Genomic DNA, 17,646 nt, shown 5'->3' with positions numbered 1-17,646 from the left:
CCCAGCCACTTTTCATTATCTATGCCCTTCTCTTCGAAATCAACAGGGTAATTTGTGCCATAATAAACGGAAGAGAAGATTTTTTCCGATAGGCTAAATATTTCGGTTCCCAAATATTTGTATATTTTTCTTTGAATTTTCTTAAGCCTTGAAAATGATAGAAAAAATGACCGTGCAGGAAAATCTGCGCCGCAATTTTCTCACTTAAAAAAGAAAACCTGGAAAGGCCAACATTCGCCAATGGGGCCATACCCATATTAAATCGCCGGTACCCCTGTTCCTTCGCCCAATCCATTAAGGAGAGAAACAGAAAATCCACGCTACCTGATTCTACATCCGGACGGAATCTCATTAAATCCACTGAAATAGTCTGGTTATCATCATAAACATACATCATGCTCATGAAGCCAATAATTCTACTATTACGATCCTTTACAAGTGCAATAGGAGCCTTATTTAGGTAAGCTTCATCAAAGAATCCCAGCGAATATCCCTTTTCTTTGCTTCCCTGTAGCCAATCATTTGACACTTCACGCAGTTCATTTAAAAGTTCACTGGAATGAGGCGGATTTACCAATTCGTAACGAAAATTTTCACTGGTAAATTTGTTTTTAATGGCCCGTAATCCTTTCATTTTGCTTCCAGCCAATGAAAATTCCCGCAATTTCACAAAGGCCTCTTCCCCCAATTTAAAAAAGGCAAATCCATGGTTATAAAGGTATGGAAGCATTTCTTCACTAACCTGATAGAATACAAGCGAAAATCCATACAGGTCAGCAATTTCCTGAAATTCTTCAATGGCGGAAGATAGATCATTTAGTTCACCAATTGGATCACCAAGGATCACCAGTTTATCCGCATATTTTTGAAATGAAATCATGACATTTCTTTTTTTGTTCCAGAAAATATATTTATCGTGCAAGAAAATCAGATGGGACAAGACTTTCCCCTGATATTTATGTAAATGCTGAACGATTTCCTGTTCTTGTGTCAACGATGATTCAAATTTCCATTTTTTCGATAAGCTGTTGAGATAGCCAATGGCAAGGATTGAAACAGCAATAAACAACCCAATTCCCGCACTCATAAATAAATCGTGATAATCGATAATGACATATGGCAATAATTTTGCAGGCAGCGCCAATTTGGCATCCGGTAAATTTAAATAGCCAATGATGATATACATCGATGTAATGATTACAATTAATGCAATATCAAAGAGTGTTCTTCCCCAGGTTAATACATAGCTTTCCCGATAGAACTGCCCTTTCGAAACTCTAAGTAGGATGGCGACAATAATTAAGAAGATGGCTTCTTCATAATCAATCCCTTTAAAAATGGAAAACAGTGCTGCAAGAATTAAGGCTGCCATTGTTAATTCATATGTCCGTTTCACTCTATATTCAATGCCTCGCGATAATCCTAACAGCAAAAATCCAGCAGCAACAGAGAGTTGATGGGAAACATTAATAATCGGAAACGATAACAGTTCCTGGGCAATTTTAAGCCTCGACATAATCCCCGGCACACTTGCAGATAAAAGCAGGATAAGCCCTGATAGAAACACTAGCATAGTCAAAATGACGTGGCTAAATACCTCTAATATCGCGTTAGGTAAATTATTCCACGACTGGTTCCATCTTTCCCAATAAAGCTTCACAAAAAAAATGAGGCTCACGATAAACGGCAGTAAGTAATAGCCTACCCGATACAAAAGAAGGAGAACGAGGACTTTTTCCTCGGCCATATGAAATTCCTGCATCCCCCAAATAAAAACTAAATCAAATGAGCCAAGACCGCCCGGTATCATACTGATGATTCCTGCACAAACAGCGGCAATATAGACAGGAAAAAGATCTTCGATTCGGATTGAGATACCCAGAATTCTGGTCAATAGATAAATAGCAAAAAAGACAGCGATCCATTCAACAAAAGAAACCCCAATGAGCTTAGTTCCCTCTTTTACCGTAATCAAAGATTGCTTGCCCTTTTTAGCGTTCATTCTATGTATCATTAAAAAGACCGGTAGATAAAGGGCGACACCCAACACAGCAAAATAAAGCCATTTGGTATCGACAAACAGAGGAAACTTCCGGAACCAAAGTGCCGCTGCCCACGATAACAATGAGATGCCTGCCAAATAAAATAGGGAAACTGTTGCTATAACACTAAGTAATCTCCGCTTATCCTGTTCAAGTTTGTGAAAAAAGTACGTTCTTAACGCTGCCCCGATTAACCCGCCGAATCCGATTAAATTAGAAAAGGAATTGGCAATAAACGATTGCTCTAACAATTCTTTTTTTGGGACCTTTGCCCCTAAAATCCGAACTAAAATCACATCATACAAAAGCATCGGTAATACAGCCGAAAAGGTAATGCCAATGATAAGCAGCAGCGTCAAAAAATTGAGTTGATTTAATTCTTTTTCTAGCAAATGAACATCTAAATTTCCCACAAACTTTTTTATTTCAAATATTGCAAAAATCAATAAAAGCAATGGGAATAAAAATTTTACAATCTTAAAAATTTTATCCTTCTGATAACCCTTCAAAATAATCACCTAGTATTCATATCATCCCTGATTTTACTATAAACGTTTATGAAAGAAATACAAAGCAATTTCTTACTTTCTTGCGGTGACTTATTACAAGTGTAGACATTTTATCGAACGTTCAACCATCTGGTCAGAGGCAATTCGAAAATTCAGGAAAAAAAGTAGACAAGTTTTCCCACCTATCCGGCATATGAATAAACTAGGACAAATATTAGAGGGGGGTTATGCTTGTGAAATTTTTAATATTAAAAAAAGAAACACTTCTATTCGTTTTAGCTGTGGGTATTATGCTTGCTGCAATTTCATCTTGGTTTCTATTAAAAGCTGGGGATGCTGCGGTCTTTAATCAGAAGGCAGATGGGAAAATACGAGAAATCCATATGGTGACAGTTGAATACAAATCCAAAATGAAAAACGGGAAAGATATTGAGGCCTATCGTTGGGATCCGAGTCAAATCATTATAGAAAAAGGAGAAAAGGTTAAATTGTATATAACCGGCATTAACGGAGAAGAACATCCATTCTATATTGAAGGTACAAATATCAAGGGGACTGTAAAAAAAGGGGAAGAAACAATCGTTCCACTTCAATTTTCCAAGGAGGGTACCTATCGCTTAATTTGCGAAGTTCATTCCAATCGTGCCCATAATGGTCCAATGATTGCTGATATTATCGTAGATTAAAACAGGAGCATTTTTCTCCTGTTTTTTTATGCTGTTCACTAGTAATCACTATTTAGGTGCTGTTATTGTTGAATCGTTCTTATATAACAGGCGGTGTTTGTTATATAAATAAAGTGAAACAGTTTATAAACATGTTCATAATTCGTTCAAATTCTCCATAAAAAACCCCAACAAATTCTTCATTTCACAATATCTTAACATTTATCCCTTATTTCAGATTGTTAACCTGTTATACTTTAAGTGTAGAAATAATAGCCAATCTGTTATATAAATTTTATTTCATTTAGAGGTGAAAAAACATGGAAGCATGGAAGGCTTTTACAAAAGGGACTTGGACAAAAGAAGTTAACGTACGTGACTTTATTCTAAAAAATTACTCTCCATATGAAGGTGATGACCGCTTTTTAGCCGGTGCTACAGATTCGACAAATAATCTATGGCAGCAAGTAATGGAATTGACGAAACAGGAAAGAGAAAATGGCGGAGTCCTAGAAATGGATACGGAGACCGTATCAACCATCACTTCCCATGGCCCAGGCTACTTGGATGAAGATCTTGAAAAGGTAGTCGGCGTGCAGACAGATAAGCCATTTAACCGCTCTCTTCAGCCATTCGGCGGAATTCGTATGGCTAAACAGGCTTGTGAAGCATATGGCTACAAATTAAATCCAGAGATTGAAAGAATTTTTACCGAATTCCGAAAGACACATAACCAAGGTGTTTTCGATGCTTATACGAGTGAAATGATTTTAGCCAGAAAAGCAGGGATTATTACCGGTCTGCCGGATGCGTACGGGCGCGGTCGAATTATCGGGGATTACCGCCGTGTTGCTTTATATGGTGTCGATTTCTTAATGAAAGAAAAACAAAAAGATTTCAATAGCACTAGCAAAGTAATGACTGAAGATAATATCCGGCTGCGCGAAGAGCTTTCTGAGCAATACCGGGCCTTGAAGGAACTTAAAGAACTGGCAGCAAGCTATGGATTCGATATTTCCGGACCAGCAAAGAATGCCGCCGAGGCCTTCCAATGGTTATACTTTGCCTATTTAGCAGCCATTAAAGAACAAAACGGCGCAGCGATGAGCCTTGGCCGTGTCTCCACCTTCCTTGATATTTATATCGAAAGAGACTTACAAAACGGTACCTTATCAGAGGTAGAAGCTCAAGAACTAGTTGACCATTTTGTAATGAAGCTCCGTCTCGTCAAATTTGCGCGTACGCCGGATTACAATGAATTATTCAGCGGTGACCCTACTTGGGTAACAGAGTCTATTGGCGGTATGGCTATCGACGGCCGCCCGCTTGTTACAAAAAACTCGTTCCGGTTCCTGCACACCCTTGATAATCTTGGTCCTGCTCCAGAGCCAAACTTAACAGTACTATGGTCCGTACTGCTTCCTGAAAATTTCAAGAAGTATTGTGCGAAAATGTCCATTAAAACTAGCTCTATTCAATATGAAAATGATGATATCATGCGCCTTGAATATGGTGATGATTACGGGATTGCCTGCTGTGTATCCGCCATGGAAATCGGCAAGCAAATGCAGTTCTTCGGTGCCCGTGCCAACTTGGCAAAAGCACTGCTATATGCCATCAACGGCGGTGTCGATGAAAAATTAAAAAAACAGGTAGGACCAGAGTATCGGCCGATCTCTTCAGATATTTTGGATTTCGATGAGGTCATGCAAAAGTTCGATCAAATGATGGAATGGCTCGCCGGCCTATACATTAATACGTTGAATGTCATTCACTATATGCATGACAAATATAGCTATGAGAGAATTGAGATGGCTCTGCATGATACGCAGATTATTCGGACGATGGCAACTGGTATCGCTGGTTTAAGTGTAGTTGCCGACTCGCTCAGCGCGATAAAATACGGCAAGGTGAAAGTGATTCGCGATGAAAACGGCCTTGCTGTTGATTTTGAAATAAGCGGCGATTTCCCTAAATACGGAAACAATGATGACCGTGTAGATAGCATTGCCGTTGGAATTGTAAAAAGCTTTATGAAAAAGCTGCGTAAGCATCAAACCTATCGCAACTCTGTTCATACTTTATCAATATTAACCATCACTTCTAACGTGGTTTACGGTAAGAAAACAGGTAATACACCAGATGGCCGCCGCGCTGGCGAACCGTTTGCACCAGGAGCAAACCCAATGCACGGACGGGATACAAAAGGGACATTAGCATCACTTTCCTCTGTTGCCAAGCTTCCATACAGCTATGCAATGGATGGTATTTCCAATACATTCTCCATCGTTCCGAAAGCATTAGGTAAGGAAGAAGAAAGTCAAATTTGCAACCTAGTGTCCATTTTAGATGGTTATGCCATTAAAGCAGGTCATCATTTAAATATAAACGTCTTTAACAGGGAAACACTTTTAGATGCCATGGAGCATCCGGAGCTTTATCCGCAATTAACAATCCGCGTATCCGGATATGCTGTTAACTTTATTAAGCTAACAAAAGAACAGCAGCTTGATGTAATCAATCGCACCTTCCATGAATCGTTGTAAAAAAGAATAGAGGCTGTCCCCTTCAGCCTCTGCTTTTAATGAGAGGAGAATCATCATGAACGGAAACATTCATTCTATTGAAACATTAGGAACCGTAGATGGGCCAGGAATCCGCTATGTCATTTTTACACAAGGCTGTCTGCTGCGCTGCCAATTTTGTCATAATGCCGATACTTGGGAAATCGGCACCGGAAAGGAAATGACAGTTTCCGAAATCATAGATGATTTGGAATCCTACCTCCCATTTATCCAAGCCTCAGGAGGCGGCATTACCGTCAGCGGGGGTGAACCCCTCCTGCAGGTTCCCTTTCTCATTGAACTATTTAGGGAATGTAAAAAGAAAGGAATCCATACAACCATCGATTCCTCCGGGGGCTGCTTTTCCCATTCCAAGCTGTTCATCGAACAGCTTGAAGAACTGTTACTTTACACCGATCTAATATTGCTAGATTTGAAACATATAAACAGGAAAAAACATATCCAGTTGACCGGTATGGCCAATGACCATATTCTCGAGTTTGCCAAGTTTTTGTCAGACCGAAATGTCCCGATTTGGGTTCGTCACGTTTTAGTTCCATCTGTAACTGATGAACCGGAAGACTTGAAGAATCTTGGCGAATTCATTGGAACACTTGCAAACGTTCGAAAAATTGAAATTCTTCCTTACCACAAACTGGGCGTTTATAAATGGGAAGCGCTCGGCCACGAATACCCTTTAAAGGATGTGGAACCGCCAAGCGAAGAGAAAGTTGATCTTGCCTATACGATGTTAACTGCACATTGGCAAAAACCTAAAGAACACTAATTCCTTCCGGGAGTAAGTGTTCTTTACTTTTCATGAACATTTAGACCCAAACATTAACATCACAACAATAATTGATTATTTGGCTATTCTCTTATATACTCATATCATTGGTTACCTGATGCGAGGTGAAATGTTTGTTTCAATTATTAATCGATCATTCGGATATTAATACCTTAACAGCCCTTTATATGAGTCTTTATCTAGGACTGGTTTTAAAAAATTTGTGGGCTTTGGGTGTAGATTCCTCATCAATTGGTTCGCTTTCGAACCCATATGGCTCAAAAATTATTCACCCGCTGTTTTTTTATAAGAAAAAAAGCAGTTTAACGATTAGTATTATTTTAATAAGAATCGTTAAATTTATCCGAAGAAAAGCGTGTTTCCGGGACGATGATTCTGAAAAGCCAATTTCCTTCTTATTCTCTACTTTATACTAAATCATACCTTTAGGAGGAAATATGAAAAAACATAAATCATCGTTACTATTAATTATTCTATCTTTTTCTGTATTACTATTATCTGCATGCTCTTCCCAGCAAAGCGGGAAAAATGATGGTTTCTTCCATACGTACTTTGTTGAACCATTTGCAAAAATTATTCACTTCTTCGCAGAAGTTTTTGGCGGAAACTATGGATTAGCAATTATTTTCGTAACTTTGATCATCAGGCTTGTGTTAATGCCATTAATGCTAAGACAATATAAAAATCAAATGCATATGAAAGAAAAAATGGATGCCTTAAAGCCTGAGATGGATGCAATTCAAAAGAAGATGAAGGCCGAAAAGGATGCAAAGAAAAAACAAGAACTGCAAGCTGAAATGATGGGTCTATATCAAAAGCATGGTGTTAACCCATTAAATATGGGCTGCCTTCCAATTCTTATTCAGATGCCGATATTAACAGGCTTTTACTATGCAATTCGCGGCTCCCAAGAAATTGCTTCTCATAAATTTTTATGGTTTAGTTTGGGGCATCCTGATATCGTTATCACTATCATTGCAGGGGTTATTTATTATTTCCAATTTAGAGTTTCTCAGTCAACCATGCCAGAACAGCAGCGTCAACAAATGAAATTTATGGGGTTAATGTCCCCGCTTATGATTGTCATGTTCTCTTTCAGTGCACCTGCCGCTCTGCCGCTTTACTGGGTTGTTGGGGGAACGTTCCTGACTGTTCAAACCTTGATTAGTCAAAAGCTCTATGCAAAAAAACCTGCAGAAGCGCAGGCAAAATAACCTATTCATTAAAAGAAGCAACGTTACAGATACTTCCTAGATTGTCGAGAAAGGTACTTTCTCGGCAATTTTTTATTGTGTCTAAACCTAAATACCAATACTTTTATTGTTTGTCCCTGCTAATTGGCCTGTTGATTTCCGCTCCGGGCATTCGCTTTCCGCGGGGAGGTCCTGGAGCCTCCTCGGCGCTTTGGGCGCCTGCGGGGTCTCCAGTGACCTCTATATCCCGCAGGAGTCGAATGCCCTCCGCTCCAATCAACAGGGAGACAAACCAACAGAAAGTATTGCAACACACACTTTACAGCCTTAATGAGTGCGTTGCAGTACTTTCTTTTTTTTACAGACTTTAGTAAGGAGAGCCTGTTCTCTTCCATTATTCAATCCCCGTAACCTACAGTTACGAATCCCATGCAGCTCTTTTGAGTCTGATAGCTTCGCTCAATTTTTTCCTTTCTAAATTTATAAAGCATTTTTTCTGACTATAAACTGGACGAACTTTTTCAAATCAAAGTATTTTTCAATCACGCGAAGAAGGTGGTCATCTGGAACCAATTCATCAATAGAAACAAATTCATATTCACTTAGCTATACTCTTTTGACTTAAACATTAAATTCACCACTTATTTTATTTGAGTTGAAGGACTTTATTGAATACACCTGTTGATTGGCGCGGAAGGCACGAAGACTCCTGCGGGAGTACGGGGCAGGGGAGACCCCGCAGGAGCGAAGCGACGAGGAGGCTCCCCGTCACGCCCGCGGAAAGCGAAGTGCCTGGAGCGCCAATCAACAGACTTGTTGAAAAGCCTTTTATTATTTCAGTGGATAGTTTATTTTCATGTTTGGAAACCTATTTTTGTACAACTTAAAAAAGGAGTGCAAAAAAGTGAAATTGAGACTGTTCTTTACTGCTACTATCATGTTTAGTCTCTGCCTAATTGGCTGTGCGAGAAATGATGTGAATGACGATACCTCCACCCGCAATGAGATAAATCCAGCCAAAGTAAATTATAATATTCCAAATCACGGTGGGCCGGCCATTTCAGGTGTTGATGTCAGCGATCAAGAATTGGATAGAAATATTAACAAACAAGATATCCGTGGGACAAATGTGCAAAGTACTACGGGTTCCAAAATGCGTGTTGCCGAGGAAGCAGCCCGCAAGGTATCGGACCTGCCTGAGGTAAATCACGCCAATATTATCGTCTCGAATCATAATGCTTATGTTGCCGCAAAACTGAACCGTACGGCACGGAATGGACTTACAGCCAATGTCAAAGATACAATTTCTAGAACAGTTAAATTAGTGGATCCAGATATTGATAACGTCTATGTTTCCGTTAATCCAGATTTTTATGAACGAATGAATCGTTTTGAAAGAGACGTTCGGAAAGGTCGGCCAGTTTCCGGTTTATTTGACGAATTTACAGATACCATCCGACGTGTATTCCCGGATGCAAAATAGAAAAATGCCTGGCTTAAAGTGCCAGGCATTTTTTATGCGTCTTGAAAATAATCCTTATAAAATCCGCCGACCTTGCCGGAGTTGTCAATAATGTAATAGAATTCTTCCGTTTCATTTTTTACATCGTACACTTTTCCAACAGTCAACATGTTTTTTACCATATATTTTTCAGCGTTTGTATGCACACATTTAACTTTCTTAACTGTTTCGCGTTCACGCCATGTCAGATGAATCATGCTTTCACCGCCCTTTTTCCTCAATTGTCCAAGTTTAAGTATAATCAAAAGGGCCGGTATCGTGCAACAACATTGAAAATATTATCTTTTCACTACTTCTTTTGCCTTCTCCCTTAACCGGTATTTTTGTATTTTTCCGGAGGCTGTCATTGGATAAGAGTCTGTAAATTCTATATACCGCGGGATTTTATGTTTCGAGATTTTTCCTTTGCAGAATTCCCTGACCTCCTCAGCATCCGCCGACTCCCCTTCTTTTAATATGATCCAGGCCATTACCTCTTCCCCATACACTTCATCGGGGATTCCTACCACCTGGACATCTAAAATTTTGGGATTTGTATATAAAAATTCTTCAATTTCACGGGGATAGATATTTTCACCACCTCTTATAATCATATCCTTCAATCGGCCGGTAATTTTGCAGTAGCCGTTTTCATCCATGACCGCCAAGTCACCTGTATGCAGCCAGCCCTCTTGGTCAATCGCTTCTGTCGTTGCCTCAATATTTTTGTAGTAGCCTCTCATGACATGGTAACCTCTGGTGCAAAGCTCCCCCTGAATACCGCGCGGCACTTCCCTACTCGTTCCCGGTTCTACAATTTTCACTTCGACATTTGGCAGAGCTTTTCCGACTGTTTCCACCCGTAATTCAATAGGGTCATCTGTCCGCGTCTGGGTAATGACCGGTGAGGACTCTGTTTGTCCATAGGCAATCGTAATTTCCGTGGCCCCCATCCTTTCGATAACGGCTTTCATGACTTCAATTGGACAATTTGATCCAGCCATGATCCCGGTTCTTAAGGACGACAGGTTATACTTTTCAAACTCAGGATCATTCAATTCCGCGATAAACATGGTCGGAACACCGTGAAGTCCCGTGCATTTTTCATCTTGAACCGTCTGAAGTACCTTTTTCGGGCTGAATTCCTGTACCGGTACCATGGTAGCTCCTACAGTCATGCAAGCCATTGTACCAAGAACACATCCGAAGCAGTGAAAAAATGGAACTGGTATGCAAAGGCGGTCTTGAACGGTCAGCTTCATGCAATTTGCAATATTTAAGGCATTATTGACAATATTATTATGGGTCAGCATAACCCCCTTGGGGAAACCTGTTGTCCCGGAAGTATACTGCATGTTAATCACATCATCGGGTTCAAGTGAGTTCATCCTGTTATCCAGTTCTTGATCTGAAACCAATTCACCTAAGCGAATAATATCATCCCATGAAAAGGTACCTGGGTATCTCTTCTCCCCCAATACGATGACATTCTTAAGGAATGGCAGCTTGCTGCTTTTCAACCTGCCCGGTTCTGAAGTTTTTAATTCAGGTGCAATTTCGTAAAGCATATCGACATAGGAAGAATCCTTCATTTTATCCATTAAAATAATCGTAGTGGAGTCTGATTGTTTTAAAAGATATTCCAATTCTGCTGTTCGATAGTTTGTGTTTACCGTAACCAGTACCGCCCCCATCTTTCCTGTAGCAAATTGGGTAATCAGCCACTCAGGAGTGTTTGTCGACCATGCTGCAAGATGCTCTCCCTTTTCGATTCCAAGCTTCATTAAGCCTTTTGCAGCAGTCCGGCAAACTTGGTTGAACCTGCTGTAGGTCCATCTCAGATTCCGGTCTGAATACACGACTGCTTCATGCTCTGGGTGTAATTTTGCTTTTTCTTCTAACAGCTCTCCAACTGTTACAGTTAATAATTCCGACATCCTTACAACCCCCTAAAACACTTTACAATTCAATAAAATAAAACGCTTACAAAATGTATGTTAACATATTTTTTGGAATATTCAATATTTTTTAAATATAATATTTCCATTTATAGTAAACATAGCCCGTAATTAAGAATGACAAATTTGTGAAAATTTTATCAGTAAGGGTTCTCAAATCCATTGTAAACCATTACAATAGTAAAAACTGAATATTCAATCCACTTTCAGAGGAGGGCATTCTTAATTGAAGATTATGAGTAATGAACAGCTAATTCTTTCGTATCGGGATGCATTGAAGTCTGGTAAGGAAAAGGAATGGATAAAAATTCTTAAAGATGAAATTGAACGACGTGGATTAAGGCCATTAAAAAATCGCTAGACATTAAAAACCGCTGATCCGATTATCAGCGGTTTTCCTAATTTATTTTGACATATTATCCTTCAAGCAGTAACGTTTCCGGGTCCTCAAGGAGTTTCTTAATTGTACTTAAAAAGCTTACAGCCTCTTTGCCATCGACAATTCGGTGATCATAAGAAAGGGCAACATACATCATCGGGCGATTCTCCATTTTGTCCTTGTCAACCGCCACAGGGCGTAGCTGGATTGTGTGCATGCCAAGAATCCCAACCTGAGGCCCGTTTAAAATTGGCGTTGAAAGTAAGGACCCGAAAACCCCGCCGTTCGTGATCGTAAAGGTGCCTCCTTGTAAGTCCTTTAATGATAATTTATTTGCTCTTGCTTTTTCAGCAAGCTGCATAATATCACTTTCAATTTCAGCGAATGATTTTCGGTCGGCATCTCTAACAACCGGTACGACTAGACCTTCTTCTGCCGCTACAGCAATGCCAATATCATAAAACTTTTTAACTAAAATTTGATCGCCTTGAATTTCGGCATTTAAATAAGGGTATTTTTTCAATGCAGCAACTACAGCTTTTGTGAAGAAGGACATAAAGCCCAGCCGAACATCATGCTCTTCGAAAAATTTATCCTTCCGGCGTTTTCGCAGGTCCATTACCGCTGTCATGTCAATTTCATTAAAAGTTGTTAACATGGCGGTTGACTGCTTTACCTCGAGCAACCGCTTTGCAATGGTCTGGCGGCGTCTGGACATTCTCTCATTGATAACTGGTTTTGCCGGATTTTCAACTTTCATCGGTTCCACTAATGCTTCCCTTTTAGAAACTGACGGCCCAGCCGGGTTCATACCAGGCTGAAATGATGAGACATCTTGTTTTCTTAATCTTCCTAATGGGTCGGATGACGGAATTTCTTGTAAATTGATACCTTTCTCCCTTGCTAGTTTACGGGCAGCAGGCGAAGCGATTGGGCGCTTTCCTGATTCCTCTTTTCTATCCTGCTGTATACCAGCCGTCTCAACCGAACCGGTATTATTCGACGGTGCAGGCGGAACCTCTGTTGGGACTGCAGCTGGAGGCTGTGGAGCCTGTTCTGAGACAGCAGCAGGAGCTGCTTGCCCCACGCCCTCTTCAACCACAGCGATCGTTTCTCCGACGCGTACGGTGTCTCCTTCAGAAAATTTCTGTTCTGTCAGTGTGCCGGAAAAATCGGATATGATTTCGATATTGACTTTATCCGTTTCCAACTCAACTAAATATTCACCCTTCTCAACATGTTCCCCTGTGTTTTTTAGCCACTTAGCAATTGTTCCTTCTGTGATTGATTCAGCTAACTCTGGGACTTTAATTTCAGCCATGGCTAGATCCTCCTTCTTCAGCCCTTGAAAGTGCAGCACCAAGAATTTTTGATTGGATTAATTTATGAACGTTTGGTTCGCCTTCAGCAGGGCTTGACCGGCGCCTCCGGCCAATAAATTCAACCCTTATTCCAGCAGGGATTAGTTCATTAATCCGTGGTTCTACGAACGTCCAGGCACCCATATTTTTAGGCTCTTCCTGAACCCAAAGCACTTCATTTATATTCGGGTATTTTGCAAAAATATTTTTCAAGTCCATTGTCGGAAACGGATAGATTTCCTCCAGCCTAATCACCTGAAGCCAGTCAAATCCGCTTGGATCCTTGGTTTGCTCGGCGATGTCAATGGCTATTTTTCCCGAACACATAACAATCCGCTCGACCTTTTGATGATCCCTGGAGTGTGTAAAGTGCTCGATGACCGGTCTAAATTCCCCTTCACTTAAATCATAGCCGGACGACGATACTACCGGATTCCTTAATAAGCTTTTTGGAGACATGACCACAAGGGGCCTTACTTCCTCCTTACCGAGCATAGCAGCCTGACGGCGTAAAAGATGGAAATACTGTGCTGCTGTGGTTAGATTGACAACTGCCCAGTTTTTTTCGGAAGCAGACTGTAAATATCGCTCCAGCCTCGCACTAGAATGCTCTGGTCCTTGACCTTCATATCCATGAGGAAGAAGGAGAACCAATCCAGATTTCTGTCCCCATTTTGCCCTCCCGGCTGCGATAAACTGATCAAACATAACCTGGGCCGCATTAGCAAAATCCCCATATTGGGCCTCCCAGATCACTAAAGTCTCCGGTGAAAAGACATTATAGCCATACTCAAAGCCAACCACCGCTGCCTCAGTTAATGGACTGTTGTATACGGCGAAGGAAGCCTTTGCTATTGATAATTGATGAAGAGGAAGAAACATCCTACCTGATTGATAATCGTGCAGGACTAGATTTCTTTGAGCAAAGGTTCCGCGTTCAGTGTCTTGTCCTGATATGCGGATTGGGACCCCATCTGCCAAGATAGAGGCAAAAGCAAGTGACTCTGCTAAAGCCCAATCGACTTTCCCTGTTTCATCAAATGCTTCTATTCTTCTTTTTAAAATCTTTTCAAGTTTATTAAACACTTTAAAATCCTGCGGCCACTGCAGCAGCTCTTCGTTCATTTTTTTCAAAGTTTCAAGCGGCACCTTTGTTTCATATGTTGCTCTCTCTATATTGAATAATGGCGGTTCCGGTATCGTAATTTCTTCATCATGCTTAATTCTAGACACCTTATCATTTGCCTTAACAAGCCGTTCCTGAATATCCTTTTGAATTTTTCCTATGTCCTCATCCGTTACCAGCCCTTCATTGCCAAGTTTCTTCCCGTAAAGTTCCTTCACGGTAGGATGCTTTTGAACAACGGTATACATTTGCGGGCTGGTTGTCATCGGCTCATCCATCTCGTTATGACCAAAACGACGATAACCAATTAAATCAATCAAGAAATCCTTTTTAAACTCCGACCTGTATTCGGCAGCTAAAACAGCGGCGGCGATGCAGGCATCCGGGTCATCGGCATTAACATGGATGATTGGAATCTCAAACCCCTTTGCCAAATCACTTGCATACCTTGTTGAACGTGAGTCATGGGATTCAGTTGTGAATCCGATCATATTGTTGGAGATAATATGAATCGTTCCTCCGGTACGATAACCTCTTAAACTGCTTAAGTTTAAGGTTTCAGCCACAATCCCTTCACCAGGAAATGCAGCATCGCCATGAATTAGAATGGCCAAAGCAGCCTTATAATCTTCAGTTGGGTATCCCGATGCGCTTCTATCATCCTGTGCTGCTCTCGTGAACCCTTCTACCACAGCACCAACATATTCCAAGTGACTAGGATTATTAGCCAATGTAATTTTTGCCCTTACTGCATTTTCACCTGCAAGCTGCCGGTTTAACCCGAGGTGGTATTTAACATCACCGGTCCAGCCGAAGTTAATCCCAACTGACCCTTCAGAAGGAACAAGTTCCTTATTTGGCGCATGCTGAAATTCCGCGAAAATCATCTCATATGGTTTGCCTAGAACATGGGCAAGTACATTTAATCTGCCGCGGTGGGCCATTCCAATATTAATAAATTCCGCTCCATCCCGAACGGTTTCGGCGATTATTTCATCGATTAAGGGAACCATTACGTCCAGTCCTTCAATGGAAAATCGCTTCTGTCCTACGAAAGTTTTATGAAGGAATTTCTCAAATTCTTCCACTTCAGTTAGCCTTTTTAATATTTCTATTCGTTTTTCTTTTGGAAGCGGGGATTGGAGCCTTCCATTTTCAATCCTTTCGATTAGCCAGTTTCTTTCCGCAACATCATGGACATGATCGAATTCATATGCAATCGATTTTGTATACACTTCTTTAAGTTTCATATATGCATGAAATGCAGTTTGGCCCGATACCGGTCCATTTTCTGAAATAATCTGCCCGGGAAGACTCCTTAAATCTTCTTCTGTCAAGCCATAGCTATTGAGATCCAGATGAGAAATATCAGGTGTATAATTTCCCAATGGATAAATATTGGCAGCCAAATGGCCAAATGTTCGGATATTTTCAGCAAGTTTTATGGCAGCATGTATTTTTTCTGTTTGTAATGGTTTACCCTCATGAATATCAGGCTTAATAGATACGAAGGAGGAAAATTCCTCATCATTCATTTCTTCAAAAAACATTCTCATTTCCGGTTCAATTGCCGTTGGGTCCTCTTTATACCTTTCAAATTGGTCAATGACATAACCTAAATTTGGACCAAGGAATTCATCCAAAATAGCCTTTCTATTTTCATTAGGCCCCTTCATCCATCAATCCCCCTTAAAACATATGTAAATTTCACTTTGACAAAATACAGCATGAACCAAAATCACTATATCTTTATGTAATGTTTACATTTTAGTGTGTGTCATTCACGAACAAATAATTTCTTAATTAAAGAAAAAAGCACACGTTCGAAAACGTGTGCAAAGTTATGACAATATACTTATGAATTAACGGAAATAACAGGGGAAAAAGATAACTCTTTCAGCTTTAGCGCAATTTTTTCAGCAGCATCCGAAGGATCTTTTGCAAAAATATCATAAAAATCCCCTATATAGTCCTGTCTGGCATGAGTGTAACGGGGATCATAATAATGCTCGAGCAAAATGGAAATCATATCCCGATAATTCCGTTCTTCTAAATATTCCAAAAGCGTGTTTTTAATTTCAATATCCTTAACACGCTTGATGACTTTTTCAATTCCAAGCGAGATTTTTTCATGGAACCAAGGCTCCTGCTTGTATGGTAAAACATACTCGGATACCAGATGTTTTACTCGCTGCTCGAGAGGGGAATGGATATAAATGTTTAAGCCTTTAAATTTAATATCCATCAATTCTTCAGGCTGTACTGCCTTTCCAATCCGCTTACTTTCAGCTTCAACCAGGAAGTAATCAGCACCCTGAATTTCCCGAAGCCCATCAAATAATAGAGAATCAAAGGTCTTTTGATTATTGCCCTCATTAAGACCGATTGTTCCAAAAATAGAACCCCTGTGTGCAGCCATTTCTTCCAAATCCAAAATGGGATAGCCTTGTTTTTTCAATTGCTTTAAAACCTCAGTTTTACCAACACCGGTCATTCCGTGAATGACGACAGCCTGATTCGGAACCATCGCTGGAATTTTCTCAAGGATAAAATGACGATGGGCTTTATAACCGCCAATTAAACGCCATGCATATATACCTGCAAATTCCAAAAAGGTAGCGACGGCTTTACTGCGCATACCGCCGCGCCAACAGTAGACAACAAGTTCTCCTTTTTCGGAATAGGATTTAATTTCATTCAACATCCGGGGAAGCTTTGGCGAAACCAATTCCATTGCCCGCCATTTTGCGGCTGCCTGGCCCTCGTGCTTATAAATCGTACCTATTTCCTGACGCTCCTCATTCGAAAACAAAGGCACATTAATCGCTCCTGCAATAGCGCCATCGTTAAATTCGATTGGTGAACGTACGTCAATAATGATTGGGTTAGATAAATTCAATAAATCTTCTACTGTAATTTCCTTCATGTTTACATTAAACTCCTAGCTACTGTTTTACTAAATTTTGATGAAAAACAAACAAAACTTCCTCAATCTGGGAAGTTTTTTGAAGTCAAGTTCATTAAAGTAATTATATACAAATTATATAGGAGTTAAGCAAGCCTATCAAGAAATTAAGATTTCCATCCAACATTTTACATTATACCAATTTACCAAACGGTACTCCAACCAACATCTCCAATGCCTTTAGAAACCTTCCCCAATTAGCCGGAAAGCTCTCCATTCCGCCAAATTCATAGGTTTTTTCCTGTGTTTTCAGGGTTACTGTCCAAAAGTTTCCGTCAAGTACAATTCCATTTTCCTTTTGATAGGTTGGTTCCCATTCCCAAATTCTCATTGAGTAAATTTTTCTTTTAAATTGCTCTAGGCTTCCTGGCTTAAACACGGGAAGGGGTGAAACCGAATGCTGCTCCGGTTGATTTCTCCATTCGGTATAAACAAACCTTTCTTTAAGAAAATTTATGCTGACATGATGAGAAATCCCTTCAAAACACTCCAAAGAAACGCTTAAAGAATATAATTGTTTGGTTGTTTCAGACACTCTCATACTTTTCTCATCCTCAAGAATATTAATTTCTTAT

14 protein-coding genes and 1 pseudogene are annotated in these 17,646 nt (G+C 40.2%); 7 read left to right on the top strand and 8 right to left on the bottom strand.

The window, feature by feature from the left end; genetic code table 11:
• Positions 1–19: 19 nt before the first annotated feature.
• A complete protein-coding gene (mprF, locus tag KHB02_RS18435) occupies positions 20–2,560 on the bottom strand; it encodes a bifunctional lysylphosphatidylglycerol flippase/synthetase MprF (protein WP_241113952.1) in 2,541 nt (846 codons plus the stop codon).
• A gap of 224 nt (positions 2,561–2,784) precedes the next feature.
• On the opposite strand from mprF, the gene KHB02_RS18430 reads away from it, so the two are divergent.
• From KHB02_RS18430 to yidC, 5 genes are all read left to right on the top strand, one after another.
• Positions 2,785–3,237 (top strand): cupredoxin domain-containing protein, encoded by a 453-nt coding sequence (locus tag KHB02_RS18430; protein ID WP_213145176.1) that lies wholly within the window; start codon positions 2,785–2,787, stop codon positions 3,235–3,237.
• Positions 3,238–3,536: 299 nt separating this feature from the next.
• Positions 3,537–5,762 (top strand): formate C-acetyltransferase, encoded by a 2,226-nt coding sequence (gene pflB / locus KHB02_RS18425; protein ID WP_213145175.1) that lies wholly within the window; start codon positions 3,537–3,539, stop codon positions 5,760–5,762.
• A 55-nt stretch (positions 5,763–5,817) separates the two neighbouring features.
• The gene (gene pflA, locus KHB02_RS18420) at positions 5,818–6,567 is read left to right on the top strand and encodes a pyruvate formate-lyase-activating protein (RefSeq protein WP_213145174.1); all 750 of its coding nucleotides are present in this window, start codon (positions 5,818–5,820) and stop codon (positions 6,565–6,567) included.
• A 134-nt stretch (positions 6,568–6,701) separates the two neighbouring features.
• On the top strand, positions 6,702–7,004 hold the full coding sequence (locus KHB02_RS18415) for a hypothetical protein (protein ID WP_241113951.1): 303 nt from the start codon (positions 6,702–6,704) through the stop codon (positions 7,002–7,004).
• A 21-nt stretch (positions 7,005–7,025) separates the two neighbouring features.
• Complete coding sequence (gene yidC / locus KHB02_RS18410) at positions 7,026–7,802, top strand: membrane protein insertase YidC (protein WP_213145173.1); 777 nt, start codon at positions 7,026–7,028, stop codon at positions 7,800–7,802.
• Between the two features lie 306 nt (positions 7,803–8,108).
• On the opposite strand, the pseudogene KHB02_RS18405 reads toward yidC, so the two are convergent.
• Positions 8,109–8,275 (bottom strand): annotated as a pseudogene (locus KHB02_RS18405) (IS5/IS1182 family transposase); the annotation flags it as partial.
• Between the two features lie 410 nt (positions 8,276–8,685).
• Between KHB02_RS18405 and KHB02_RS18400 the strand changes: the two are divergent.
• Entirely contained in the window at positions 8,686–9,264 is a 579-nt protein-coding gene (locus KHB02_RS18400) for a YhcN/YlaJ family sporulation lipoprotein (RefSeq protein ID WP_213145172.1), read from the top strand.
• A gap of 32 nt (positions 9,265–9,296) precedes the next feature.
• Here KHB02_RS18400 and KHB02_RS18395 read toward each other — a convergent pair whose 3' ends face one another.
• Together KHB02_RS18395 and KHB02_RS18390 are read right to left on the bottom strand one after the other, a co-directional pair.
• Entirely contained in the window at positions 9,297–9,500 is a 204-nt protein-coding gene (locus tag KHB02_RS18395) for a DUF6501 family protein (protein WP_213145171.1), read from the bottom strand.
• Between the two features lie 81 nt (positions 9,501–9,581).
• Positions 9,582–11,219 carry an AMP-binding protein gene (locus KHB02_RS18390; protein WP_213145170.1) on the bottom strand — a complete coding sequence of 546 codons (1,638 nt, stop codon included), beginning with the start codon at positions 11,217–11,219 and terminating at the stop codon, positions 9,582–9,584.
• Positions 11,220–11,475: 256 nt separating this feature from the next.
• Here KHB02_RS18390 and sda point away from each other — a divergent pair, with 256 nt between their 5' ends.
• The gene (sda, locus tag KHB02_RS18385; RefSeq protein WP_378583628.1) at positions 11,476–11,601 is read left to right on the top strand and encodes a sporulation histidine kinase inhibitor Sda; all 126 of its coding nucleotides are present in this window, start codon (positions 11,476–11,478) and stop codon (positions 11,599–11,601) included.
• A gap of 55 nt (positions 11,602–11,656) precedes the next feature.
• Here the strand turns inward: sda and odhB are convergent, their stop codons facing one another.
• The 4 genes from odhB to KHB02_RS18365 all read right to left on the bottom strand — a co-directional run bounded on the left by odhB (position 11,657) and on the right by KHB02_RS18365 (position 17,612).
• The gene (odhB, locus tag KHB02_RS18380) at positions 11,657–12,940 is read right to left on the bottom strand and encodes a 2-oxoglutarate dehydrogenase complex dihydrolipoyllysine-residue succinyltransferase (RefSeq protein ID WP_213145168.1); all 1,284 of its coding nucleotides are present in this window, start codon (positions 12,938–12,940) and stop codon (positions 11,657–11,659) included.
• Positions 12,933–15,782: a 2-oxoglutarate dehydrogenase E1 component gene (locus KHB02_RS18375; protein ID WP_213145167.1), complete on the bottom strand. Its 2,850-nt coding sequence runs from the start codon at positions 15,780–15,782 to the stop codon at positions 12,933–12,935. Before KHB02_RS18375 ends, odhB begins: the two co-directional genes overlap by 8 nt.
• A 179-nt stretch (positions 15,783–15,961) precedes the next feature.
• Entirely contained in the window at positions 15,962–17,032 is a 1,071-nt protein-coding gene (mnmH, locus tag KHB02_RS18370; protein ID WP_213145166.1) for a tRNA 2-selenouridine(34) synthase MnmH, read from the bottom strand.
• A 172-nt stretch (positions 17,033–17,204) separates the two neighbouring features.
• Positions 17,205–17,612, bottom strand: coding sequence for a hypothetical protein (locus KHB02_RS18365; RefSeq protein ID WP_213145165.1), 408 nt, complete (start codon positions 17,610–17,612; stop codon positions 17,205–17,207).
• Positions 17,613–17,646 lie beyond the last annotated feature (34 nt).

This window comes from Neobacillus citreus (assembly GCF_018343545.2).
Classification (GTDB): domain Bacteria; phylum Bacillota; class Bacilli; order Bacillales; family Cytobacillaceae; genus Neobacillus; species Neobacillus citreus.
The sequence above is the reverse complement of the archived record's forward strand: the minus strand, read 5'-3'. Positions and strand labels throughout refer to the sequence as shown.

Excerpts from the sequence above, each read along its gene's own strand:
- pflB (WP_213145175.1), top strand. The coding sequence starts at position 3,537 with ATGGAAGCATGGAAGGCTTTTACAAAAGGGACTTGGACAAAAGAAGTT.
- pflA (WP_213145174.1), top strand. The coding sequence starts at position 5,818 with ATGAACGGAAACATTCATTCTATTGAAACATTAGGAACCGTAGATGGG.
- yidC (WP_213145173.1), top strand. The coding sequence starts at position 7,026 with ATGAAAAAACATAAATCATCGTTACTATTAATTATTCTATCTTTTTCT.
- KHB02_RS18395 (WP_213145171.1), bottom strand. The coding sequence starts at position 9,500 with ATGATTCATCTGACATGGCGTGAACGCGAAACAGTTAAGAAAGTTAAA.
- KHB02_RS18390 (WP_213145170.1), bottom strand. The coding sequence starts at position 11,219 with ATGTCGGAATTATTAACTGTAACAGTTGGAGAGCTGTTAGAAGAAAAA.
- sda (WP_378583628.1), top strand. The coding sequence starts at position 11,476 with ATGAGTAATGAACAGCTAATTCTTTCGTATCGGGATGCATTGAAGTCT.
- odhB (WP_213145168.1), bottom strand. The coding sequence starts at position 12,940 with ATGGCTGAAATTAAAGTCCCAGAGTTAGCTGAATCAATCACAGAAGGA.
- KHB02_RS18375 (WP_213145167.1), bottom strand. The coding sequence starts at position 15,782 with ATGAAGGGGCCTAATGAAAATAGAAAGGCTATTTTGGATGAATTCCTT.
- mnmH (WP_213145166.1), bottom strand. The coding sequence starts at position 17,032 with ATGAAGGAAATTACAGTAGAAGATTTATTGAATTTATCTAACCCAATC.
- KHB02_RS18365 (WP_213145165.1), bottom strand. The coding sequence starts at position 17,612 with ATGAGAGTGTCTGAAACAACCAAACAATTATATTCTTTAAGCGTTTCT.